Source organism: Enterobacter sp. FUJ80071 (assembly GCF_038739915.1).
GTDB lineage: Bacteria > Pseudomonadota > Gammaproteobacteria > Enterobacterales > Enterobacteriaceae > Enterobacter > Enterobacter kobei.
Map to the genome: position 1 here is coordinate 160209 of NZ_JBBXKH010000002.1, position 22881 is coordinate 183089.

The following is a 22881-nucleotide window of genomic DNA, read 5'->3' on the forward strand; positions in this document are numbered from 1 at the left end:
GCACATTTTCTGAGGCTGGAAATCAACTCATGCTGACAGCCTGAGCCTGTTGGCATGGTAAGCAATGTGCTCACCAATAAAGCTGGAAATGAAATAATAGCTGTGGTCGTAACCAGTATGATATCGGAATGATGTGTTGATGTTCATCTCGTTGCACACTCTTTCAAGACTTTTAGTGCGTAACTGATCTTCATAAAAGGCGTCACTTAATCCCTGGTCAATAAAAATTTCTGGTAATTTCGCACCCTGTAAAATGAGACTGACGGGATCGTAGTGCTCCCACGTTTTTTTATTTTCACCCAGGTACGCGGTGAATGCCTGTTGTCCCCATGGCACCTGAGAAGGTGACACTATTGGTGAAAATGCCGATACACTCACATATTCATCAGGATTTCGCAGCGACAGAACCAGCGCTCCCAGCCCCCCCATGGAGTGACCGGATATTGATTTCCTTGATGTTACAGGTAAATGCTCCATGACAACATCCGGAAGCTCATGGAGAATATAGTCATACATCCTGTAATGCGTGTTCCACGGATGTTCCGTCGCGTTCAGATAAAATCCGGCACCCTGGCCCAGATCGTAGCTGTCAGCATCTGCGACATGCTCTCCACGGGGACTGGTATCAGGAACAACGACGATGATGTTGTTCCTGGCGGCATAATGCTGCATACCCGATTTGGTGATGAAATTCTGCTCCGTACAGGTCAGACCCGAGAGCCAGTACAGGACCGGCAGTTTTTCTGTTGCTGCTTTGGGGGGAAGATAAACACCGAAATTCATCCCACAATTAAGTGTTTGTGAATTATGGCGGTATACGTTTTGCCAGCCGCCAGCGCTGGCATGCTGCTCGATGAGTTCCATCAGCCTCTGTCTCATGGTTATTTCCCCTGACAGGGAGTCAGGGGAAGTCTCTTTATAGCCGGACGTCAGATGAACGTATAAGCCGTGATTTTGTTACCCGCAGGGTCTCGCAGGTAGGCTGCATAGGCTCCAGGGAGATGGCTGCGCGGGCCAGGCTGACCTTCATCTTTCCCTCCGGCGGCAAGGCCCGCGGCGTGGAAAGCATCAACTTCTTCCGGACTTGCAGCTGCAAAGCCGACAGTAACGCCGTTGGCCGATGGCGCTTCACCGTTGCCCGGATGTGCAATAATAAAGGCTGGCTTTTCGCGACCATAAAGTACCCAGCCATTGCCAAACGGGCCGAGGTTATTGATGCCAAGCGTACCGAGGACAGCATCGTAAAAATCAGCGGATTTTTCAACATCGGATGCACCGATGAAGACGTGGGAAAAAACGTCATTACCAGAAATTACAGGTGTTGCCATGATCCATTTCCTTCAGTTGGTTTGACTCAGTTAAGACGCTATCAGTAACGGATTACCGTACGGATTGATTTACCTTCATGCATAAGATCGAAGGCCTCATTGATTTCATCCAGCGTCATCGTGTGGGTAACAAATGGCTCCAGTTCAATTTCACCCTTCATGGCATCTTCTACCATGGCCGGAAGTTGCGTACGGCCTTTCACTCCGCCGAAAGCAGAACCTTTCCATACGCGCCCGGTAACGAGCTGGAATGGACGGGTGGATATCTCCTGCCCGGCGCCGGCCACGCCGATGACAATGGACTGGCCCCAGCCACGGTGAGCACTTTCCAGCGCCGCACGCATAACGTTGACGTTACCGATACATTCAAAAGTGTGGTCAATGCCCCATTTGTTGATTTCAAGCAGCACATCTTTAATCGGTTTGTCATGGTCGTTCGGGTTGATGCAGTCGGTTGCACCGAACTGACGGGCAAGTTCGAATTTGGCCGGGTTGGTGTCGATAGCGATAATGCGTCCTGCTTTTGCCTGGCGAGCCCCCTGAACGGCAGCCAGACCGATTGCGCCAAGACCAAAAATAGCGACAGAATCTCCAGGCTGTACTTTCGCTGTGTTGTGAACAGCGCCAATCCCGGTAGTCACGCCACAGCCCAGCAGGCAGACGTGTTCATGGTTTGCCTCCGGGTTAATTTTTGCCAGAGAAACCTCGGCCACTACCGTATACTCACTGAAGGTGGAGCATCCCATGTAGTGGTAAAGAGGCTGGCCATTGTAAGAAAAGCGGGTGGTTCCGTCAGGCATCAGTCCTTTTCCCTGAGTTTCGCGAACCGATACACAGAGGTTCGTTTTCCCGGACTGACAGAATTCACACTCCCCGCATTCGGCGGTGTAAAGCGGAATCACATGGTCTCCCGGCTTCACGCTGGTCACGCCTTCACCGACCTCCACGACGACACCGGCCCCTTCGTGGCCGAGAACCACCGGGAAAACGCCCTCAGGATCGTTCCCGGAGAGGGTAAAGGCATCGGTGTGGCAGACACCGGTGTGGGTATTTTTAATCAGCACCTCGCCTTTTTTAGGTGGTGCAACATCAATTTCAACAATCTCCAGGGGCTTCCCTGGTGCAAATGCAACGGCAGCACGTGATTTCATATGTAAATTATCCTCAATGTGATGGCTTAGCTATTTAAGATAGGCGCGAACCAGTTCAATCGTATCGTCAACGGATTTACTGATTTCATGGCTGTAGCTGTCATTCTGGTCAAAGGTTTCCCGTATGTGGCTCTCGAGCACCTCTGCCATAAGACCGTTAGCTGCTCCGCGAACGGCAGCTATCTGCTGAAGAATGGAACGGCATTCAGCACCATTTTCCAGCGCTCTTTCCAGAGCATCAATCTGACCCCGAATGCGGCGAACACGGGTAAGGACCTTTTTTTTCTCTTCAGGAGTACTGGGCATTATTTACCTCACCATTTTTGATTTTATATACTATAGTGGAGTATATAATTATCGTCAATGCATACTCCACTATAGTATAACTAAGAATAAACATAACTACCTTTATTTACGATATAAATCATATATTTATATTATTTTTGGCTGTGATACTGTCGGAAGGAAAGTTACTACAAAAATGATATCTACCGATACGGGATTTGGGGCATAGGCGGTTCTGTTAAATTTCGCCAGATATTGGCTCATCATTGATGGTCAAAAAATGAGCCTAACGTACAATAATTTTCGATATCCAAACTGACCCCTGCAAGGCCAGCTCGGTCAATGTATGCACGGCTTGCCGATAGTGGCTCATGGTGAAGGGCTTGAACCCAAAAACCGTTTGCAGCTCGACCAAGTGCTCCCGCCGTGTCTGTTCGCGCTGGCCGTACTCGCTCCAACTTTCCACTGGCATCTTGAGTTGCGCGGCCACCATGCGCAACAGGGGCGGAAACGGAGGCTCATCGACGCCCAAAAAGGTGCCAGGGAATCGCAAGTAGCAAAGCTGCACAGCGAAGCCCAATCGATTCGCGGCGCCGCGACGCTGACGGATCACCGACAGGTCGGTTTCGTTGAACGTGTAGTGCCGTATCAGTTCGTCTTTGGCATCTGGCAGTGCCAGCAGGCTTTCGCGCTCGGTGGCGGACAGGATTGAGCGGCGTGGCATGGTCAGTCTTCCCGCAGGTACTGGTACAAGGTTTCGCGGCTGATGCCGAAGTCACGGGCCACCAAGGTTTTTTGGTCGCCTGCCGCAACTCGCCGTTTCAACTCGGCAATTTGTTCGCTGTTCAGCGATTTCTTTCGTCCCCGGTAGGCACCGCGCTGCTTGGCCAGCACGATTCCCTCGCGCTGACGTTCGCGGATCAGGGCGCGCTCGAACTCAGCGAAGGCTCCCATGACCGACAGCATCAGATTGGCCATCGGTGAGTCCTCGCCGGTGAACTTCAGCCCTTCTTTGACGAACTCCATGCGCACGCCCCGTTGTGTCAGCCCTTGGACGATGCGGCGCAGGTCATCAAGGTTGCGTGCCAGCCTGTCCATGCTATGCACCACCACGGTGTCGCCCTCGCGGACGAAGGCCAGCAGCCTTTCCAGCTCGGGACGCTGGGTGTCCTTGCCAGAAGCCTTGTCGGTGAACACCCGCGCCACCTGAACACCCTCCAATTGCCGTTCCGGGTTCTGGTCGAAGCTGCTGACGCGGACATAGCCGATGCGTTGACCTTGCAAGATGCCTCCAAAGGCAAAAGTGTCAGGATGAAATCTATTACCTTTGACGGAATATGTCAATCAATAGGAAATTTAACTCTATTCTGACATCGTTTGCACATGGCATCTGTCGTTTTCAGAAGACGGCTGCACTGAACGTCAGAAGCCGACTGCACTATAGCAGCGGAGGGGTTGGATCCATCAGGCAACGACGGGCTGCTGCCGGCCATCAGCGGACGCAGGGAGGACTTTCCGCAACCGGCCGTTCGATGCGGCACCGATGGCCTTCGCGCAGGGGTAGTGAATCCGCCAGGATTGACTTGCGCTGCCCTACCTCTCACTAGTGAGGGGCGGCAGCGCATCAAGCGGTGAGCGCACTCCGGCACCGCCAACTTTCAGCACATGCGTGTAAATCATCGTCGTAGAGACGTCGGAATGGCCGAGCAGATCCTGCACGGTTCGAATGTCGTAACCGCTGCGGAGCAAGGCCGTCGCGAACGAGTGGCGGAGGGTGTGCGGTGTGGCGGGCTTCGTGATGCCTGCTTGTTCTACGGCACGTTTGAAGGCGCGCTGAAAGGTCTGGTCATACATGTGATGGCGACGCACGACACCGCTCCGTGGATCGGTCGAATGCGTGTGCTGCGCAAAAACCCAGAACCACGGCCAGGAATGCCCGGCGCGCGGATACTTCCGCTCAAGGGCGTCGGGAAGCGCAACGCCGCTGCGGCCCTCGGCCTGGTCCTTCAGCCACCATGCCCGTGCACGCGACAGCTGCTCGCGCAGGCTGGGTGCCAAGCTCTCGGGTAACATCAAGGCCCGATCCTTGGAGCCCTTGCCCTCCCGCACGATGATCGTGCCGTGATCGAAATCCAGATCCTTGACCCGCAGTTGCAAACCCTCACTGATCCGCATGCCCGTTCCATACAGAAGCTGGGCGAACAAACGATGCTCGCCTTCCAGAAAACCGAGGATGCGAACCACTTCATCCGGGGTCAGCACCACCGGCAAGCGCCGCGACGGCCGAGGTCTTCCGATCTCCTGAAGCCAGGGCAGATCCGTGCACAGCACCTTGCCGTAGAAGAACAGCAAGGCCGCCAATGCCTGACGATGCGTGGAGACCGAAACCTTGCGCTCGTTCGCCAGCCAGGACAGAAATGCCTCGACTTCGCTGCTGCCCAAGGTTGCCGGGTGACGCACACCGTGGAAACGGATGAAGGCACGAACCCAGTGGACATAAGCCTGTTCGGTTGGTAAGCTGTAATGCAAGTAGCGTATGCGCTCACGCAACTGGTCCAGAACCTTGACCGAACGCAGCGGTGGTAACGGCGCAGTGGCGGTTTTCATGGCTTGTTATGACTGTTTTTTTGTACAGTCTATGCCTCGGGCATCCAAGCAGCAAGCGCGTTACGCCGTGGGTCGATGTTTGATGTTATGGAGCAGCAACGATGTTACGCAGCAGGGCAGTCGCCCTAAAACAAAGTTAGAAAAGGAAAAGTATGAGCAAGTTATCTGTATTCTTTATATTTTTGTTTTGCAGCATTGCTACCGCAGCAGAGTCTTTGCCAGATTTAAAAATTGAAAAGCTTGATGAAGGCGTTTATGTTCATACTTCGTTTGAAGAAGTTAACGGGTGGGGCGTTGTTCCTAAACATGGTTTGGTGGTTCTTGTAAATGCTGAGGCTTACCTAATTGACACTCCATTTACGGCTAAAGATACTGAAAAGTTAGTCACTTGGTTTGTGGAGCGTGGCTATAAAATAAAAGGCAGCATTTCCTCTCATTTTCATAGCGACAGCACGGGCGGAATAGAGTGGCTTAATTCTCGATCTATCCCCACGTATGCATCTGAATTAACAAATGAACTGCTTAAAAAAGACGGTAAGGTTCAAGCCACAAATTCATTTAGCGGAGTTAACTATTGGCTAGTTAAAAATAAAATTGAAGTTTTTTATCCAGGCCCGGGACACACTCCAGATAACGTAGTGGTTTGGTTGCCTGAAAGGAAAATATTATTCGGTGGTTGTTTTATTAAACCGTACGGTTTAGGCAATTTGGGTGACGCAAATATAGAAGCTTGGCCAAAGTCCGCCAAATTATTAAAGTCCAAATATGGTAAGGCAAAACTGGTTGTTCCAAGTCACAGTGAAGTTGGAGACGCATCACTCTTGAAACTTACATTAGAGCAGGCGGTTAAAGGGTTAAACGAAAGTAAAAAACCATCAAAACCAAGCAACTAAATTTCTAACAAGTCGTTGCAGCACGCCACTACGTGGCTGGACAGTTTGTAAGTTGCGCTTTTGTGGTTTGCTTCGCAAAGTATTCCACAACGCGCAACTTACAAACTGCCGCTGAACTTAGCGTTAGGCCCGCACGGAATCAACATCTCATGTCCGCCAACAATGCCGCAATAGTTCTACGAGTCATGGCCGAGAACGATCTGCCAATGCTCCATGCTTGGCTGAACCGCCCCCACATAGTCGAGTGGTGGGGCGGCGAGGATGAACGCCCAACTCTTGACGAAGTCTTAGAACACTATTCGCCCGAAGTTCTGGCAAAGCAAGCTGTAGTGCCTTACATCGCAATGCTAGATGACGAACCCATCGGCTACGCCCAATCCTACATCGCACTTGGAAGTGGCGATGGATGGTGGGAAGACGAAACTGATCCAGGGGTCCGCGGGATTGACCAGTCTTTGGCTAATCCATCACAGTTAAACAAGGGGTTGGGTACAAAGCTCGTACGCTCGCTCGTTGAACTCCTGTTTAGCGACCCGGCCGTAACGAAAATCCAAACCGATCCATCTCCTAGCAACCATCGCGCCATTCGCTGCTACGAGAAGGCCGGGTTCGTTCAAGAAAAAAACATCCTCACACCTGACGGCCCTGCGGTGTACATGGTCCAAACACGCCAGGCGTTCGAAAGCCTGCGCACTGTTCAAAGCTTCAAAATCAAGGGGAAGTGGTCATGAATGGCTGCACCATCTCTACCAACTGGTATCTCGGCGTGTTCTCATCTGCCTTCGCATCTGTCGTCAGCCTAACCGGGCGTTCAACCGGACATCAACGTGCTGCGCACGTTGATGTCGGTTAACTGGGGCGTTAGATGCACTAAGCACATAATTGCTCACAGCCAAACTATCAGGTCAAGTCTGCTTTTATTATTTTTAAGCGTGCATAATAAGCCCTACACAAATTGGGAGATATATCATGAAAGGCTGGCTTTTTCTTGTTATCGCAATAGTTGGCGAAGTAATCGCAACATCCGCATTAAAATCTAGCGAGGGCTTTACTAAGCTTGCCCCTTCCGCCGTTGTCATAATCGGTTATGGCATCGCATTTTATTTTCTTTCTCTGGTTCTGAAATCCATCCCTGTCGGTGTTGCTTATGCAGTCTGGTCGGGACTCGGCGTCGTCATAATTACAGCCATTGCCTGGTTGCTTCATGGGCAAAAGCTTGATGCGTGGGGCTTTGTAGGTATGGGGCTCATAATTGCTGCCTTTTTGCTCGCCCGATCCCCATCGTGGAAGTCGCTGCGGAGGCCGACGCCATGGTGACGGTGTTCGGCATTCTGAATCTCACCGAGGACTCCTTCTTCGATGAGAGCCGGCGGCTAGACCCCGCCGGCGCTGTCACCGCGGCGATCGAAATGCTGCGAGTCGGATCAGACGTCGTGGATGTCGGACCGGCCGCCAGCCATCCGGACGCGAGGCCTGTATCGCCGGCCGATGAGATCAGACGTATTGCGCCGCTCTTAGACGCCCTGTCCGATCAGATGCACCGTGTTTCAATCGACAGCTTCCAACCGGAAACCCAGCGCTATGCGCTCAAGCGCGGCGTGGGCTACCTGAACGATATCCAAGGATTTCCTGACCCTGCGCTCTATCCCGATATTGCTGAGGCGGACTGCAGGCTGGTGGTTATGCACTCAGCGCAGCGGGATGGCATCGCCACCCGCACCGGTCACCTTCGACCCGAAGACGCGCTCGACGAGATTGTGCGGTTCTTCGAGGCGCGGGTTTCCGCCTTGCGACGGAGCGGGGTCGCTGCCGACCGGCTCATCCTCGATCCGGGGATGGGATTTTTCTTGAGCCCCGCACCGGAAACATCGCTGCACGTGCTGTCGAACCTTCAAAAGCTGAAGTCGGCGTTGGGGCTTCCGCTATTGGTCTCGGTGTCGCGGAAATCCTTCTTGGGCGCCACCGTTGGCCTTCCTGTAAAGGATCTGGGTCCAGCGAGCCTTGCGGCGGAACTTCACGCGATCGGCAATGGCGCTGACTACGTCCGCACCCACGCGCCTGGAGATCTGCGAAGCGCAATCACCTTCTCGGAAACCCTCGCGAAATTTCGCAGTCGCGACGCCAGAGACCGAGGGTTAGATCATGCCTAGCATTCACCTTCCGGCCGCCCGCTAGCGGACCCTGGTCAGGTTCCGCGAAGGTGGGCGCAGACATGCTGGGCTCGTCAGGATCAAACTGCACTATGAGGCGGCGGTTCATACCGCGCCAGGGGAGCGAATGGACAGCGAGGAGCCTCCGAACGTTCGGGTCGCCTGCTCGGGTGATATCGACGAGGTTGTGCGGCTGATGCACGACGCTGCGGCGTGGATGTCCGCCAAGGGAACGCCCGCCTGGGACGTCGCGCGGATCGACCGGACATTCGCGGAGACCTTCGTCCTGAGATCCGAGCTCCTAGTCGCGAGTTGCAGCGACGGCATCGTCGGCTGTTGCACCTTGTCGGCCGAGGATCCCGAGTTCTGGCCCGACGCCCTCAAGGGGGAGGCCGCATATCTGCACAAGCTCGCGGTGCGACGGACACATGCGGGCCGGGGTGTCAGCTCCGCGCTGATCGAGGCTTGCCGCCATGCCGCGCGAACGCAGGGGTGCGCCAAGCTGCGGCTCGACTGCCACCCGAACCTGCGTGGCCTATACGAGCGGCTCGGATTCACCCACGTCGACACTTTCAATCCCGGCTGGGATCCAACCTTCATCGCAGAACGCCTAGAACTCGAAATCTAACGTCCGTTCGGGCATCGAGGTCCATGTCGGGGTGGGACGGGCCCGTGGCTTCAAGATCACTTGCAGTCCGACCGCGATGTCTTGGTTGCGCGAGAGGTTGTCGATATCCTCCACTTCCATCATCAACCCTGGATAATGCCGCCGCCGTCATCGCCGCCGACGCCCGTGCCGGGCTTTTCGGGCCTGTCAGGCTTGCTCGGCCTTCAGCCTGCCTGGGCGAGATCTCCGGCGGACGGATTAACGGCGGAGCTTCGCCGCCTTTCGTGCGTGTGAAGGCCGAAGATAGTTCTCTCAAAAACATCCGTTTATGAGAGATACCAAATGTCATTTTCAGAAGACGACTGCACCAGTTGATTGGGCGTAATGGCTGTTGTGCAGCCAGCTCCTGACAGTTCAATATCAGAAGTGATCTGCACCAATCTCGACTATGCTCAATACTCGTGTGGGCTCTGTTGCAAAAATCGTGAAGCTTGAGCATGCTTGGCGGAGATTGGACGGACGGAACGATGACGGATTTCAAGTGGCGCCATTTCCAGGGTGATGTGATCCTGTGGGCGGTGCGCTGGTATTGTCGCTATCCGATCAGCTATCGCGACCTTGAGGAAATGCTGGCGGAACGCGGCATTTCGGTCGACCATACGACGATCTATCGCTGGGTCCAGTGCTACGCCCCGGAGATGGAGAAGCGGCTGCGCTGGTTCTGGCGGCGTGGCTTTGATCCGAGCTGGCGCCTGGATGAAACCTACGTCAAGGTGCGGGGCAAGTGGACCTACCTGTACCGGGCAGTCGACAAGCGGGGCGACACGATCGATTTCTACCTGTCGCCGACCCGCAGCGCCAAGGCAGCGAAGCGGTTCCTGGGCAAGGCCCTGCGAGGCCTGAAGCACTGGGAAAAGCCTGCCACGCTCAATACCGACAAAGCGCCGAGCTATGGTGCAGCGATCACCGAATTGAAGCGCGAAGGAAAGCTGGACCGGGAGACGGCCCACCGGCAGGTGAAGTATCTCAATAACGTGATCGAGGCCGATCACGGAAAGCTCAAGATACTGATCAAGCCGGTGCGCGGTTTCAAATCGATCCCCACGGCCTATGCCACGATCAAGGGATTCGAAGTCATGCGAGCCCTGCGCAAAGGACAGGCTCGCCCCTGGTGCCTGCAGCCCGGCATCAGGGGCGAGGTGCGCCTTGTGGAGAGAGCTTTTGGCATTGGGCCCTCGGCGCTGACGGAGGCCATGGGCATGCTCAACCACCATTTCGCAGCAGCCGCCTGATCGGCGCAGAGCGACAGCCTACCTCTGACTGCCGCCAATCTTTGCAACAGAGCCTCCGTCGCCATGCTCACCTCGCTTTGGTGCACACGAGTATTGAGCATAGTCGAGATTGGTGCAGATCACTTCTGATATTGAACTGTCAGGAGCTGGCTGCACAACAGCCATTACGCCCAATCAACTGGTGCAGTCGTCTTCTGAAAATGACAAATAGGTTGCAGATCAAATCGTCTGTAACAGCCTTTCTGGCTGTTTGTATATAATCATGAAAAAATGGTGAGTAGAGTTTCAGGGTAACAGGGGATGCTTATGTCGGTTTTCCACAACTGGCTACTTGAGATCGCATGTGAGAATTACTTCGTCTACATCAAACGCCTTTCCGCCAACGATACCGGCGCAACAGGTGGTCACCAGGTAGGGCTTTATATCCCTTCAGGTATCGTTGAAAAACTCTTTCCGTCTATCAACCATACCCGTGAACTGAACCCTTCGGTTTTTCTCACCGCACATGTGTCATCGCATGATTGCCCTGACAGCGAAGCCCGGGCAATTTATTATAACAGCCGTCATTTTGGTAAAACCCGGAATGAAAAAAGGATTACCCGCTGGGGTAGAGGCAGCCCACTTCAGAATCCTGAAAATACAGGGGCTCTGACGCTCCTGGCTTTCAAGCTTGATGAGCAAGGGGGGGACTGTAAGGAAGTAAATATTTGGGTATGCGCCAGCACTGATGAAGAGGACGTCATTGAGACCGCTATTGGTGAAGTTATACCCGGAGCGCTTATATCCGGCCCCGCAGGACAGATTCTAGGCGGACTATCTCTACAGCAAGCGCCAGTAAATCATAAATATATTCTACCTGAAGACTGGCACCTGCGCTTTCCGTCGGGAAGTGAAATTATTCAGTATGCAGCCAGCCATTATGTGAAAAATTCCCTTGATCCGGATGAGCAACTTCTTGACCGCCGGCGCGTGGAGTACGACATATTTCTATTGGTTGAGGAACTGCATGTTCTGGATATCATCCGGAAAGGATTTGGCTCTGTGGATGAATTTATTGCGCTGGCCAATTCTGTCAGCAATCGCCGTAAATCCAGAGCCGGGAAGTCTCTGGAACTGCACCTGGAGCATCTATTCATTGAGCACGGCCTGCGACACTTTGCGACGCAGGCCATCACAGAAGGTAATAAAAAACCCGATTTCCTTTTCCCTTCCGCAGGGGCTTACCACGATACTGAGTTTCCCGTAGAAAATCTGCGCATGCTGGCAGTCAAGACTACCTGTAAGGATCGCTGGCGTCAGATACTGAATGAGGCCGATAAAATTCATCAGGTGCATCTGTTTACACTCCAAGAGGGAGTTTCTCTGGCTCAATATCGGGAGATGCGGGAGTCGGGTGTCAGATTGGTCGTGCCATCATCGCTGCACAAAAAATACCCGGAGGCGGTGAGAGCTGAGCTAATGACGCTAGGTGCGTTTATTGCTGAGCTGACAGGGCTTTACGCAGATATTCCATAGATTATCTCCCGGCATAAATACCGGGAGGAGCGATCAGATTCGTTCAACCTTGCACGAATCGGCATTAACCGCTTTCAGGATATAAGGTTCAAGCAGTTTGGCTACGGCTTCAAACACGGGCACCACTACGGAGTTACCGAACTGCCTGTACGACTGAGTGTCTGACACAGGAATGCGAAAAGGCCTGCCATCTACTTTTTCAAAACCCATAAGGCGCGCGCACTCTCGTGGAGTCAGCCTGCGGGGCCGATGCGCCTGATTTTCTTCGTTCGCGAAGTCTGTTTCACCTGTGGCCATATCCCAGCCACGGTCTATCAGAATTTCAGACCCGTCTTTGTGATAGCGAGCAGAAAGCGTACGGGCAATGCTTTCTTTATTTTCAGGATTAACGAGGCCAAAACCGAATCCGTTACCCTTAGCTGCGTGCTTTTTGGCGTAGTTATAGAGATACTCCCAGAGTTTCGGCGTCAGTATATATTTGCTGTCAACCACGGGTTCCAGCAGTTCGCCAAATGACGGACGCTGTTCCGGATAAAAACGACTAATATCGCGCAGGGTAAAGCCCTGGTGAATGTTCAGATCACGACGGAAACCGACCAAAACGATACGTTCTCGGTGCTGAGGTAAAAAGTGCTTTCCGTCGATAACTTTAGGATCGTTTTTGCCCATCTCAGCTGCATCCGCAACTTCATAGCCCAGTTCGTCGAGGGTATCCATGATGACTTTAAAGGTTTTACCCTTGTCATGGCTCTTCAGGTTTTTAACGTTTTCAAGAACAAAGATGGCAGGTTTTTTTGCGCGTATAATACGCGCCACATCGAAGAAAAGCGTTCCCTGAGCCTCACATTCGAAACCATGCGCGCGCCCGAGCGAGTTTTTCTTGCTTACGCCCGCAAGGCTGAACGGTTGACAGGGGAAACCTGCTAGAAGTACATCATGATCCGGCACATGCTCATTAATGTAAGCATAGGCATCGTTTTCAGGTACTTCAGGTTTATCACTGAGCGTGACTTCCCGAATATCGAGATTGAAAGTGTGTTCCTGAGCATCGTTAAACCAGTTAGCTTTATATGTGCGCACAGCCTCTTTATTCCATTCACTGGTAAAAACGCACTGGCCACCGATGGTTTCGAAGCCCTTCCGTATACCTCCAATCCCAGCAAACAGGTCAATAAACCGGAAGGCATAGTCAGGGTGATGTGCAGGCGCTTCCGGAAGCATTTTTCGTAGAAGTTCCTCTTCGGCTAACGTCAGCGTCTTAGGTGAGCACTTACCATTAATCCAGCGATTAAGAGTCTCGCGACTCCACTCATTTTTACCAACTTTTCTAAGCAGTTCAGCCACGTACTTCTGGTCATAGATTTCCAGCACCTGCCCGAGCAGCTTTTTATCATTTTCCTGTCGCAGTTGTTCTTCCGCTTCTGCTTTCTCAAGCAGATCCTGCGCCAGTAATTCAAATTCAGACATATTGCCTCCATTGGGTCTTATGGGTGAAACTGTATCACTCATTTGACCCAGATTGAATGTTTTTATCTGGATATTTAAACAGGTTTATTGTTAGGTAACGCACGTTGGCCACGCTGGAGCGTCTTCTGGGCCTGCTGTCGGCCTTTGAGGTCGTGGTATGGATGACGGATGGCTGGCCGCTGTATGAATCCCGCCTGAAGGGAAAGCTGCACGTTATCAGCAAGCGTTACACTCAGCGCATTGAGCGACATAACCTGAATCTGAGACAACATCTGGCAAGGCTGGGACGGAAGTCACTGTCGTTCTCAAAATCGGTGGAGCTGCATGACAAGGTCATCGGGCATTATCTGAACATAAAACACTATCAGTAAGTTGGAGTCATTACCGGTTCTCTTTGTCTTTTAGGGGTCGTCTCAGAATTCGGAAAATAAAGCACGCTAAGGCGTAGTCACCCCGTGACTCCCCCGCGCCGATGCAGCGAGCTTCGTTCCGTCTTGTAGTGACGCAATCAGCGGGCAGGAAACGTTCCCTTTCCGCGTATGGCAGGCGCACACCAGTTCAGACAGCACGGCCTCCATGCGCGCCAAGTCGGCCATCTTCTCGCGCACATCCTTGAGCTTGTGCTCGGCCAGGCCGCTGGCTTCCTCGCAATGGGTGCCATCCTCCAGCCGCAGTAGCTCGGCGATTTCGTCCAGGCTAAAGCCCAGCCGCTGGGCCGATTTCACGAAGCGCACCCGTGTTACATCCGCCTCGCCATAGCGGCGAATGCTGCCGTAGGGCTTGTCTGGCTCCGGCAGCAGGCCCTTGCGCTGGTAGAACCGTATGGTCTCCACATTGACCCCGGCCGCCTTGGCGAAAACGCCAATGGTCAGATTCTCAAAATTGTTTTCCATATCGCTTGACTCCGTACATAACTACGGAAGTAAGCTTAAGCTATCCAATACAAATTTGAAAGGACAAGCGTATGTCTGAACCACAAAACGGGCGCGGCGCGCTCTTCACCGGCGCGCTAGCCGCCATTCTTGCATCGGCCTGCTGCCTCGGGCCGCTGGTCTTGGTCGCCTTGGGATTCAGCGGGGCATGGATCGGCAACCTGACGGTTCTGGAACCCTATCGCCCGATCTTCATCGGCGCAGCGCTGGTCGCGTTGTTCTTTGCCTGGCGGCGCATCTATCGCCCGGCGCAAGCCTGCAAACCGGGGGACGTGTGCGCGATTCCCCAAGTGCGGGCTACTTACAAGCTCATTTTCTGGATCGTGGCCGCGCTGGTCCTGGTCGCGCTCGGATTTCCCTACGTCATGCTATTTTTCTATTAATCACAGGAGTTCATCATGAAAAAACTGTTTGCCGCCCTCGCCCTCGCCCTCGCTGCCGTTGTTGCCCCCGTGTGGGCCGCCACCCAGACCGTCACGCTGTCCGTACCGGGCATGACCTGCTCCGCCTGCCCGATCACCGTCAAGAAGGCGATTTCCAAGGTCGAAGGCGTCAGCAAAATTGACGTGACCTTCGAGACACGCGAAGCGGTTGTCACGTTCGATGATGCCAAGACCAGCGTGCAGAAGCTAACCAAGGCAACCGGAGACGCGGGCTATCCGTCCAGCGTCAAGCAGTGAACCACTGAACCCGAACCTAGGGCGATCATGGGACTGATGACACGCATTGCCGACAAGGCGGGCGCGCTTGGCAGCGTTGTTTCCGCGATGGGATGCGCTGCCTGTTTCCCGGCTACCGCCAGCCTGGGCGCGGCCATCGGCCTAGGCTTTCTACAGGAATACGAAGGGTTGTTTATCTCCAAGCTGCTGCCGCTGTTCGCAGTCGTGGCTTTGCTGGCGAATGCACTGGGCTGGCTGAGTCATCGGCAATGGCACCGCAGCCTGCTCGGGATGGTCGGCCCAGCCATCGTGCTGGCGGCCATGCTCTTGTTTTTTGGCAATTGGTGGACGGCGAACCTCCTCTATGTCGGTCTGGCCTTGATGGTCGGGGTGTCGATCGGCACTGTTGCAAATAGTCGGTGGTGATAAACTTATCATCCCCTTTTGCTGATGGAGCTGCACATGAACCCATTCAAAGGCCGGCATTTTCAGCGTGACATCATTCTGTGGGCCGTACGCTGGTACTGCAAATACGGCATCAGTTACCGTGAGCTGCAGGAGATGCTGGCTGAACGCGGAGTGAATGTCGATCACTCCACGATTTACCGCTGGGTTCAGCGTTATGCGCCTGAAATGGAAAAACGGCTGCGCTGGTACTGGCGTAACCCTTCCGATCTTTGCCCGTGGCACATGGATGAAACCTACGTGAAGGTCAATGGCCGCTGGGCGTATCTGTACCGGGCCGTCGACAGCCGGGGCCGCACTGTCGATTTTTATCTCTCCTCCCGTCGTAACAGCAAAGCTGCATACCGGTTTCTGGGTAAAATCCTCAACAACGTGAAGAAGTGGCAGATCCCGCGATTCATCAACACGGATAAAGCGCCCGCCTATGGTCGCGCGCTTGCTCTGCTCAAACGCGAAGGCCGGTGCCCGTCTGACGTTGAACACCGACAGATTAAGTACCGGAACAACGTGATTGAATGCGATCATGGCAAACTGAAACGGATAATCGGCGCCACGCTGGGATTTAAATCCATGAAGACGGCTTACGCCACCATCAAAGGTATTGAGGTGATGCGTGCACTACGCAAAGGCCAGGCCTCAGCATTTTATTATGGTGATCCCCTGGGCGAAATGCGCCTGGTAAGCAGAGTTTTTGAAATGTAAGGCCTTTGAATAAGACAAAAGGCTGCCTCATCGCTAACTTTGCAACAGTGCCGTTGAACCGGGGTGAAGGCCGCCATGCCGTTGCAAGAGCCATCTGCTACGGTCAGCGTGGCGAGATCAGAAAACGTTACCGCGAGGGGCAGGAAGATCAGTTGGGTGCGCTGGGTCTGGTGACAAACGCAGTGGTGCTGTGGAATACGCTTTATATGCAGGAAGCCTTGTCGCACCTGCGCAGCATCGGGGAAGGGCCAGAGGATGAACATATCGCGCGGCTTTCGCCTCTGATGCACGGTCATATCAACATGCTGGGACATTATACGTTCACACTACCGGAGGATATTATGAAGGGGGAATTGAGGCCGTTAAATCTCAATTTAAACAATGAATTATCTCCTTAGCGTGGTTTTTTACATCATTGGCCCTCAAACCCCATGATGATGGTTTCGAAACGTCTTAAGGCCAAAGACTATCGAACGGTTTCCACGGGATTTAACGTCCTGAGCTCTAAGCCAGGGCTGATAACTTTGGCCATAGCCCACTCCTATGCCGTCACCTAGCGCATTTTCATAATCCAAATAGGATTTGAGACGCCTACCCCTACCCATGATCGTACCCAAAAAACGACATTGATACGTACCTATATGTGCATTTTATAGTCTCCAACCCTATAACCACACATTCAGTAAGCATACAACATTAGCGTCGTTTTTTGAGAATGGTTACAACTTTAGTGCTTTGTGTACAACTTTATTGTCTTCGGACAGTAGGACCCTCTAAAACCAATAGAATTTACGTAGAAACGCGTTTAGTAAAGGCTTTACTAATTACTAATTACTAACATATTAGCACTTTCAGATCTGTCAGCAATAACCCCGGGCGGCGAAATAATGAGAAGAGTTCTTCCGGAGAGCCTTTTCTTTCTATCTGATTGATTTTTAACACTTTTAAATGTCAGCTTTATGTAAACCTGTGGGATTTACTCCTAATTAAATCCCATAGTATGAAAATTAGGCATTTGCAAACCTTAATGACGTGACGTTGTCACGTAAATCAATGGAATTTAGTCTCTAGTAAAGAGTTAACTAGTGACTAACTGCCTGATCGGTGTGCTTGAACGGTGCACTTCAGGCCGGATATAAAAATTGATGAGAGATATACAGAAAATGATGGACCGGCTTAATAAGCCAGCCTTTCTTGGGATGATTGATGATGTTGAACACGCTATAAAGCGAAAATGCCCCTTTTTAACCTATAGGTTGGGCACTATGAGTAAGATACAATCAAATCGCCAGTCAGATGGCTAATTTCATTTTGACCAAAGCGGGCTATTTCAAGCGTTATCGCTGAGACGAGGCTTCAATGACAAGTACACTTGACCCATCACACAAGCAAATTGAAATGTGGCGCAGAGCTACCGGTTCCGAAGGTGGACTCAACGAATACCGCAACTGGGTTCTGGAAAATAGTATGAGATTTACAGCATACGGTATCCATACCGTTATCGTCGAAGGTGAGGCGAAGCATATAACAGCGCTTGATGATGTTACCCTCTGTAACGAGTGGGCGAAGCTTAAAAGAGAAAACAATAGGCTTTACGCAGCAAATGAAAAAATTTGCTCTGGCTGGCGTGGTTTTGTGTTGCGTTTGTTAGGAATAACACTGTCATGCAGAAAACCGGTCATCTTACTGGGGGCAGACGCGAAGAATCAAAATGATGCCGTGAAAGGGGCTGATTTGTAATTTTCAGGCGAGCCCACCGTTCTTAGAAAGCTGTTCTATGGGTATGTAAGGAAGATAATGTTCTCTGAACGCTCAGTACACTTAATCACTTCCTGTACAAAGGGCAAGAATCATCAGGGCCACGTCTGGCCGACATTGGACATAGATCCAAAACAAACCCCGGACGACGCAGCATATGCCTGGAGTAACATTGTAGACGACGCCAGAAGTAATCAGGCGGTACCGGCATTGTCCTTGTATTCAGGTAATCACTGGTCTACGGCAAAGGAAATTTTAAACTCAACCAGAAATCTGGAGTTGTGGATAATCTCTGCCGGGATGGGGTTTTTAAATAGTCGAGATCGGGTGCCCTCTTACGAGGCGACATTTCATCAAGTACCATTCAGGCATGATCTCTGGTGGAAAGCCATCACAAAATCACTAGGAAAGCATAACCGTTGCGCAACTATAAGCCAGTTAATGCAGTCCAGTCCGAATGATGAATATTTGATTGCGGCTTCGCCTGTTTATATTGCTGCTGTCCAGAATGACATCCTGAAGGGCATTGAGAGTTTGACTCATCCTCTTACGCAACTAACGATCGTGACATCAGGGGCATATGCTGGCCCACTTGAAGAATACTTAATTAAGAGTTCTTCTAGGATGATGAAAGAGCTAGGGAAGGTGCGAACAAGTTCCTGATATGAGATCATCATATTCATCCGGAGCGCATCCCAGAGGGACATCATGAGCCATCAACTCACCTTCGCCGATAGTGAATTCAGCACTAAGCGCCGTCAGACCCGAAAAGAGATTTTCCTCTCCCGCATGGAGCAGATTCTGCCATGGCAGAATATGACCGCTGTCATCGAGCCGTTTTATCCCAAGGCGGGCAATGGCCGACGGCCCTATCCGCTGGAGACCATGCTGCGTATTCACTGCATGCAGCATTGGTACAACCTGAGCGACGGTGCCATGGAAGATGCCCTGTACGAAATCGCCTCCATGCGCCTGTTTGCCCGATTATCCCTGGATAGCGCCCTGCCGGATCGCACCACCATCATGAATTTCCGCCACCTGCTCGAGCAGCATCAACTGGCCCGTCAATTGTTCAAGACCATCAATCGCTGGCTGGCCGAAGCAGGCGTCATGATGACCCAAGGCACTTTGGTGGATGCCACCATCATTGAGGCACCCAGCTCTACCAAGAACAAAGAGCAGCAACGCGATCCGGAGATGCATCAGACCAAGAAAGGCAATCAGTGGCACTTTGGCATGAAGGCCCACATTGGTGTCGATGCCAAGAGTGGCCTGACCCACAGCCTGGTCACCACCGCGGCCAACGAGCATGACCTCAATCAGCTGGGTAATCTGCTTCATGGAGAGGAGCAATTTGTCTCAGCCGATGCCGGCTACCAAGGAGCGCCACAGCGCGAGGAGCTGGCCGAGGTGGATGTGGACTGGCTGATCGCCGAGCGTCCCGGCAGGGTAAAAACCTTGAAGCAGCATCCGCGCAAGAACAAAACGGCCATCAACATCGAATACATGAAAGCCAGCATCCGTGCCAGGGTGGAGCACCCGTTTCGCATCATCAAGCGGCAGTTCGGCTTCGTGAAAGCCAGATACAAGGGGCTGCTGAAAAACGATAACCAACTGGCGATGTTATTCACCCTGGCCAACCTGTTTCGGGTGGACCAAATGATACGTCAGTGGGAGAGATCTCAGTAAAAACCGGAAATAACGCCAGAAATGGTGGAAAAAATAGCCTAAATAGGCTGATTCGATGTGTTTGCGGGAAAAAAATCGGCCCAGATCCGCGAAATTTTAATCAGCGAGTCAGCTTGGGAAGAAATGACCTGCTTATTCGCACCTTCCCTAGAGTGCAATATGGTGTGCCTGAATATAAAACTGGCTCAATACATACTTAAAAGTGGTAGTCGTTAGAACTAGACTGTTAATGATACAATTCTCCTGTTATTTTATTTTTATAAAAGGTCTCAAATATGCTCAAAAACAGATTTTCTTTATTGTGTCTTGCTGTGGCATCGTCACTTACTCTTACTGCTTGCGATGTAGTTGATGCTGCCTATGACGAGACTTTAAATGATAATGCACCCGAAATTGTAATAGCTGGAGGATTCAAAATTGATATCCAAGGTAATGCAGTTCCGGTTGAGGGATATGATAATTGCTCTTTGAATACTCTTCAGGGAAGCGTTGATACGGATAAATCAAATTGTATTGTTCTGGATAGAACACGTAAAAAAGTACCGGTTCTAGTTCATTTGTCATCCGGTCCCGTCAAAGAAGAATGGAAGATCGAGCACCAGGTTGAAAAAACCAAATCCGGCAAAAATTTCATCCAAACTCGTATGATTAGACCTGACGGTAACTTTGTAGTGCCTGCATCCTCAGAACGAGGGATCTTTAGTGGCAAACATTACAGTCAAGCCAGCTAAGTCAAGTCTATCCGTTCAAACAGAAAAAGGTTTCTTAAAAATGACGTTATCCGCTGCATTGCAAGGCACTTTTAAAGAGATGAGGAAAGACAATACAGTAGGCATCACAGTTCAAACTTGTTCAGATATTTTTGACAGCAATGTTCCTCCGGCTTATGTTTTCTGGCTTTATCGTCTCAAAGCGGGAGAAACTTTGCCGCGCGGAAGGTTCTTCAGAAAAAGAAAGCCAATCATCAATGTTATGGCAGTTGTTCATGATGCTGCATTCGAAAAATAACTGCGCTATCAGGAAAGTTACTTTTATGAACGTAATTGCAGCTGGAATTTTTTGCTTTATTTTTTACCCTACAGCTTTCGCTTATGCTTGTTATAAAAAGAGATGGCTAGAGTGGATTTTTCTTACTTTAATTATAATTTTTGCTTCTGCCATTTCGATTCAACAATACAATGAAGCGAATTTTGTAAGTGAGTTAAATTACCCTATGTTTATCTCCGCCATATATGGCCTGTCACTGGCATGGTTTCCTTTTCCGATTGCTTATGTTGTTCTGCGCTTCCTTCTTGATGATTTACAGCATGAGTACCCTAAACAGTGAGCAGATTTTAAGACTCATGAACAACATCGAAAGCACGAAACAGTCTGCACAAGGAAGATAAGGAGTATTCTTAGCAAGATATCTTTGTACCTGAAGACATAAAGCTGGCATCTTTTTCCTTATAGAGTGTATTATGATTAAGTAAATCCTTATCAAAGAATTAGAAAGTGAGGTCGTATGTCTGAAGCACTCAAATCGTTAAACAATATTCGTACTCTTCGCGCCCAGGGCCGCGAGCTGCCTTTAGAAGTACTTGAGGAAATCCTCGAAAAGCTTAATGTCATTGTTGATGAGCGTCGTCAGGAAGAATCATCCAAAGCTGCCGAACTGCAAGCTCGTCAGGAGAAACTTGACGCCCTGCGTAAGTTAATGGAAGAAGATGGTATCAACCCGGAAGAGCTGCTTGGCTCATTCCAGGCCAAATCTACGGCTACCAAGAAAAGCCGTGAACCACGCCCGGCCAAATACTCATTTACTGATGAAAATGGCGAAACAAAAACGTGGACTGGACAGGGCCGTACCCCCAAAGCTCTGGCAGAACAAATTGCAGCCGGTAAAAGTCTTGATGATTTCCTGATCTAACTTTTGCCACCAGTTTTGATAGAGGCCACTTCGGTGGCCTTTTCTCATACGGAATCAATTTCAGGTACAGAACATATGAAAAATTCAGAACCTAAGAGCTGTGATCCCTATGTGGACAGTTTGATTAGAAATGCAGATGCAAAGGAAGCCAGGTCATTTCTCAAAATATTGAAGCCCTTACCATTCCTTATCGTTATCATCGCTGTATTCTTTTTTTGGGTATCGTTTTCCCGTTTATTATCCCAGGTCGCGTAAAACCTTTTTAAAGACTCTTCTTTACCAGATATGCTCCCTCACCGGGATGGTTTCAACCTCTTCAGTTTCCCATATTGGCAAAACCTTCAGGAAATAAGACGATACCCTCCACGCTTTCCATTAAAGCGGGATGACGACGCCCAGTTCTTACGACCAGACTCCACGTTTTCGATTAGGATGCCTTTGGGCCCTTCTAACGAGGCCACCTCAACAACTCGCACTTTCCGGATCAGTCTTGGATCCACTTCTTCCCAGATCTGGCCAACTGTAATATCTTTTTGGGTTTGCATTTAATCTCTCGCTGTCATTTAGTGAACAAGACTAATCCTCGCCGTGGTTCAGCTTATGGCTTTATTTACGCTGACGATCCTTAGCCTTAAATTTTTGCCATCGTATCCGAAGGTTTTCGATGTTAACCGGAACCTGCATGCGTGTCGTCTCTATCTCATTCCCATGCCATTTCAGGAGATCATCATCCAACTCCCGGGCCTCCCGGCTGAAGTAAATTTTCATAGTGTCAGGGTTTATGGCGCAATGGTCATTGTCGAACAGTGTATGGATATCACGGCGAAGTAAAATTCCGTTCGTTACGTCGGGAATGCCTTCTTCATGACGTGGCGTTAAGTGCGCGGCCTCAGTACGCCAGGGGGACCTTACGCCGGTGACAACACATCGCCCGTAGCAATTCAACCTAACATCCCGGGCGAAAGGACCTTGGTCAGGACTGGTGACAGAAGTACATTCCTGGCCCTCTTTGTAGATACGCTTCGGGAAGTCGATAGTGGTTTGAGCTGTTTGGGAAAGTGACACATACGTAACCCCTTTGTATCTCTTTATCCCACCATTAAAAGTGGTAGGAATCGAGCTGGTTATGGCCACCAGTTTCACATCGCCCATTTCGACGATCTTAAGGCTCTTATTAGCGGCTACATGTAACTGGATGAATTTACCTACGTACACATCATGGTTCTCATCTTGTCTTTCAACACACAGAACGACATGGTCGAAGGTTCTCTTGTCAGAGATTACCCAGTTGCCGGTTTTCACACGGCCTGCTTCACTCACCCCTGCGGTAAGATCGGGTATGAGCGTCCCCTGCATGCCGTCAGTTCGAATTGAAAGAATTTCACCCGATAAACCCAGCTCTGCAAGCTCACTAATAAACGGTCTTTTCATCCGGCTTACCGGTTTTGGCTTCGTCATTTTCATCTTTGCTG

Annotated in this window: 29 protein-coding genes and 4 pseudogenes; 22 read left to right on the plus strand and 11 right to left on the minus strand. The window is 51.2% G+C overall.

What is annotated here, in order from left to right; genetic code table 11:
* Positions 1–27 precede the first annotated feature (27 nt).
* The 7 genes and pseudogenes from fghA to intI1 form a co-directional block, all read right to left on the minus strand.
* Entirely contained in the window at positions 28–864 is an 837-nt protein-coding gene (gene fghA / locus AAER43_RS23865; RefSeq protein ID WP_009652884.1) for an S-formylglutathione hydrolase, read from the minus strand.
* Positions 865–929: 65 nt separating this feature from the next.
* Positions 930–1328, minus strand: coding sequence for a VOC family protein (locus AAER43_RS23870; protein ID WP_000235177.1), 399 nt, complete (start codon positions 1326–1328; stop codon positions 930–932).
* 41 nt (positions 1329–1369) lie between these two features.
* Positions 1370–2479 (minus strand): S-(hydroxymethyl)glutathione dehydrogenase, encoded by a 1110-nt coding sequence (gene frmA / locus AAER43_RS23875; protein WP_000842086.1) that lies wholly within the window; start codon positions 2477–2479, stop codon positions 1370–1372.
* A gap of 30 nt (positions 2480–2509) precedes the next feature.
* A complete protein-coding gene (gene frmR / locus AAER43_RS23880) occupies positions 2510–2785 on the minus strand; it encodes a formaldehyde-responsive transcriptional repressor FrmR (protein WP_001141270.1) in 276 nt (91 codons plus the stop codon).
* A 301-nt stretch (positions 2786–3086) separates the two neighbouring features.
* Positions 3087–3488 (minus strand): annotated as a pseudogene (locus AAER43_RS23885) (DUF4158 domain-containing protein); the annotation flags it as partial.
* A 2-nt stretch (positions 3489–3490) separates the two neighbouring features.
* Entirely contained in the window at positions 3491–4048 is a 558-nt protein-coding gene (locus tag AAER43_RS23890; protein WP_001162012.1) for a recombinase family protein, read from the minus strand.
* A gap of 309 nt (positions 4049–4357) precedes the next feature.
* On the minus strand, positions 4358–5371 hold the full coding sequence (intI1, locus tag AAER43_RS23895; protein ID WP_000845039.1) for a class 1 integron integrase IntI1: 1014 nt from the start codon (positions 5369–5371) through the stop codon (positions 4358–4360).
* Between the two features lie 152 nt (positions 5372–5523).
* Between intI1 and AAER43_RS23900 the strand changes: the two genes are divergently transcribed.
* The 8 genes from AAER43_RS23900 to AAER43_RS23935 all read left to right on the plus strand — a co-directional run bounded on the left by AAER43_RS23900 (position 5524) and on the right by AAER43_RS23935 (position 11828).
* Entirely contained in the window at positions 5524–6264 is a 741-nt protein-coding gene (locus AAER43_RS23900) for a subclass B1 metallo-beta-lactamase IMP-1 (RefSeq protein ID WP_003159548.1), read from the plus strand.
* A 149-nt stretch (positions 6265–6413) separates the two neighbouring features.
* Positions 6414–6995 carry an aminoglycoside N-acetyltransferase AAC(6')-IIc gene (aac(6')-IIc, locus tag AAER43_RS23905; RefSeq protein ID WP_012695484.1) on the plus strand — a complete coding sequence of 194 codons (582 nt, stop codon included), beginning with the start codon at positions 6414–6416 and terminating at the stop codon, positions 6993–6995.
* Complete coding sequence (locus AAER43_RS23910; RefSeq protein ID WP_022646489.1) at positions 6992–7117, plus strand: hypothetical protein; 126 nt, start codon at positions 6992–6994, stop codon at positions 7115–7117. Before aac(6')-IIc ends, AAER43_RS23910 begins: the two co-directional genes overlap by 4 nt.
* Positions 7118–7233: 116 nt before the next feature.
* On the plus strand, positions 7234–7581 hold the full coding sequence (locus tag AAER43_RS23915; protein ID WP_000679427.1) for a quaternary ammonium compound efflux SMR transporter QacE delta 1: 348 nt from the start codon (positions 7234–7236) through the stop codon (positions 7579–7581).
* Entirely contained in the window at positions 7575–8414 is an 840-nt protein-coding gene (gene sul1 / locus AAER43_RS23920; protein WP_000259031.1) for a sulfonamide-resistant dihydropteroate synthase Sul1, read from the plus strand. Before AAER43_RS23915 ends, sul1 begins: the two co-directional genes overlap by 7 nt.
* Before the next feature lie 127 nt (positions 8415–8541).
* Entirely contained in the window at positions 8542–9042 is a 501-nt protein-coding gene (locus tag AAER43_RS23925) for a GNAT family N-acetyltransferase (protein ID WP_000376623.1), read from the plus strand.
* Positions 9043–9548: 506 nt separating this feature from the next.
* Complete coding sequence (locus tag AAER43_RS23930; RefSeq protein WP_001389365.1) at positions 9549–10313, plus strand: IS6-like element IS6100 family transposase; 765 nt, start codon at positions 9549–9551, stop codon at positions 10311–10313.
* A gap of 300 nt (positions 10314–10613) precedes the next feature.
* Positions 10614–11828 carry a type II site-specific deoxyribonuclease gene (locus AAER43_RS23935; protein WP_005012528.1) on the plus strand — a complete coding sequence of 405 codons (1215 nt, stop codon included), beginning with the start codon at positions 10614–10616 and terminating at the stop codon, positions 11826–11828.
* 33 nt (positions 11829–11861) lie between these two features.
* Here the strand turns inward: AAER43_RS23935 and AAER43_RS23940 are convergent, their stop codons facing one another.
* Positions 11862–13295, minus strand: coding sequence for a DNA cytosine methyltransferase (locus AAER43_RS23940; protein WP_001288432.1), 1434 nt, complete (start codon positions 13293–13295; stop codon positions 11862–11864).
* A gap of 98 nt (positions 13296–13393) precedes the next feature.
* Between AAER43_RS23940 and AAER43_RS23945 the strand changes: the two are divergent.
* Positions 13394–13666 (plus strand): annotated as a pseudogene (locus AAER43_RS23945) (IS1 family transposase); the annotation flags it as partial.
* A 66-nt stretch (positions 13667–13732) separates the two neighbouring features.
* Here the strand turns inward: AAER43_RS23945 and merR are convergent.
* Positions 13733–14188 (minus strand): Hg(II)-responsive transcriptional regulator, encoded by a 456-nt coding sequence (gene merR, locus AAER43_RS23950; RefSeq protein ID WP_000429724.1) that lies wholly within the window; start codon positions 14186–14188, stop codon positions 13733–13735.
* 71 nt (positions 14189–14259) lie between these two features.
* Between merR and merT the strand changes: the two genes are divergently transcribed.
* The 5 genes and pseudogenes from merT to AAER43_RS23975 form a co-directional block, all read left to right on the plus strand.
* Positions 14260–14610, plus strand: a complete 351-nt coding sequence (gene merT / locus AAER43_RS23955) for a mercuric ion transporter MerT (protein ID WP_001294665.1) — start codon at positions 14260–14262, stop codon at positions 14608–14610.
* A gap of 15 nt (positions 14611–14625) precedes the next feature.
* Positions 14626–14907, plus strand: a complete 282-nt coding sequence (gene merP, locus AAER43_RS23960; protein WP_000732277.1) for a mercury resistance system periplasmic binding protein MerP — start codon at positions 14626–14628, stop codon at positions 14905–14907.
* A 27-nt stretch (positions 14908–14934) separates the two neighbouring features.
* The gene (gene merC / locus AAER43_RS23965; RefSeq protein WP_087878575.1) at positions 14935–15312 is read left to right on the plus strand and encodes an organomercurial transporter MerC; all 378 of its coding nucleotides are present in this window, start codon (positions 14935–14937) and stop codon (positions 15310–15312) included.
* Positions 15313–15348: 36 nt separating this feature from the next.
* Positions 15349–16053, plus strand: coding sequence for an IS6-like element IS26 family transposase (locus AAER43_RS23970; protein WP_001067855.1), 705 nt, complete (start codon positions 15349–15351; stop codon positions 16051–16053).
* A gap of 53 nt (positions 16054–16106) precedes the next feature.
* A pseudogene (locus AAER43_RS23975) lies at positions 16107–16451 on the plus strand (Tn3 family transposase); the annotation flags it as partial.
* Positions 16452–16487: 36 nt separating this feature from the next.
* On the opposite strand, the pseudogene AAER43_RS23980 reads toward AAER43_RS23975, so the two are convergent.
* Positions 16488–16658: pseudogene (locus AAER43_RS23980) on the minus strand (transposase); the annotation flags it as partial.
* A gap of 754 nt (positions 16659–17412) precedes the next feature.
* Between AAER43_RS23980 and AAER43_RS23985 the strand changes: the two are divergent.
* The 8 genes from AAER43_RS23985 to AAER43_RS24020 all read left to right on the plus strand — a co-directional run bounded on the left by AAER43_RS23985 (position 17413) and on the right by AAER43_RS24020 (position 21409).
* Positions 17413–17793, plus strand: coding sequence for a hypothetical protein (locus AAER43_RS23985; protein ID WP_001371925.1), 381 nt, complete (start codon positions 17413–17415; stop codon positions 17791–17793).
* Between the two features lie 57 nt (positions 17794–17850).
* Positions 17851–18474: a hypothetical protein gene (locus AAER43_RS23990; protein ID WP_000490639.1), complete on the plus strand. Its 624-nt coding sequence runs from the start codon at positions 17851–17853 to the stop codon at positions 18472–18474.
* 45 nt (positions 18475–18519) lie between these two features.
* Positions 18520–19500, plus strand: coding sequence for an IS5-like element ISKpn26 family transposase (locus AAER43_RS23995; RefSeq protein WP_000019450.1), 981 nt, complete (start codon positions 18520–18522; stop codon positions 19498–19500).
* Positions 19482–19700 (plus strand): hypothetical protein, encoded by a 219-nt coding sequence (locus AAER43_RS24000; protein ID WP_306307795.1) that lies wholly within the window; start codon positions 19482–19484, stop codon positions 19698–19700. Before AAER43_RS23995 ends, AAER43_RS24000 begins: the two co-directional genes overlap by 19 nt.
* A 75-nt stretch (positions 19701–19775) precedes the next feature.
* Positions 19776–20231 carry a hypothetical protein gene (locus AAER43_RS24005; protein ID WP_000916941.1) on the plus strand — a complete coding sequence of 152 codons (456 nt, stop codon included), beginning with the start codon at positions 19776–19778 and terminating at the stop codon, positions 20229–20231.
* Entirely contained in the window at positions 20203–20508 is a 306-nt protein-coding gene (locus AAER43_RS24010) for a hypothetical protein (protein WP_223152485.1), read from the plus strand. The genes AAER43_RS24005 and AAER43_RS24010 overlap by 29 nt, the downstream gene beginning before the upstream one ends.
* A 25-nt stretch (positions 20509–20533) precedes the next feature.
* Positions 20534–20827, plus strand: coding sequence for a hypothetical protein (locus AAER43_RS24015; RefSeq protein ID WP_001100635.1), 294 nt, complete (start codon positions 20534–20536; stop codon positions 20825–20827).
* A 177-nt stretch (positions 20828–21004) separates the two neighbouring features.
* On the plus strand, positions 21005–21409 hold the full coding sequence (locus AAER43_RS24020; protein ID WP_001287391.1) for an H-NS family nucleoid-associated regulatory protein: 405 nt from the start codon (positions 21005–21007) through the stop codon (positions 21407–21409).
* A 606-nt stretch (positions 21410–22015) separates the two neighbouring features.
* On the opposite strand, the gene AAER43_RS24025 is transcribed toward AAER43_RS24020, so the two are convergent.
* Positions 22016–22873, minus strand: coding sequence for an HNH endonuclease signature motif containing protein (locus AAER43_RS24025; protein WP_000784387.1), 858 nt, complete (start codon positions 22871–22873; stop codon positions 22016–22018).
* Between the last annotated feature and the right edge of the window lie 8 nt (positions 22874–22881).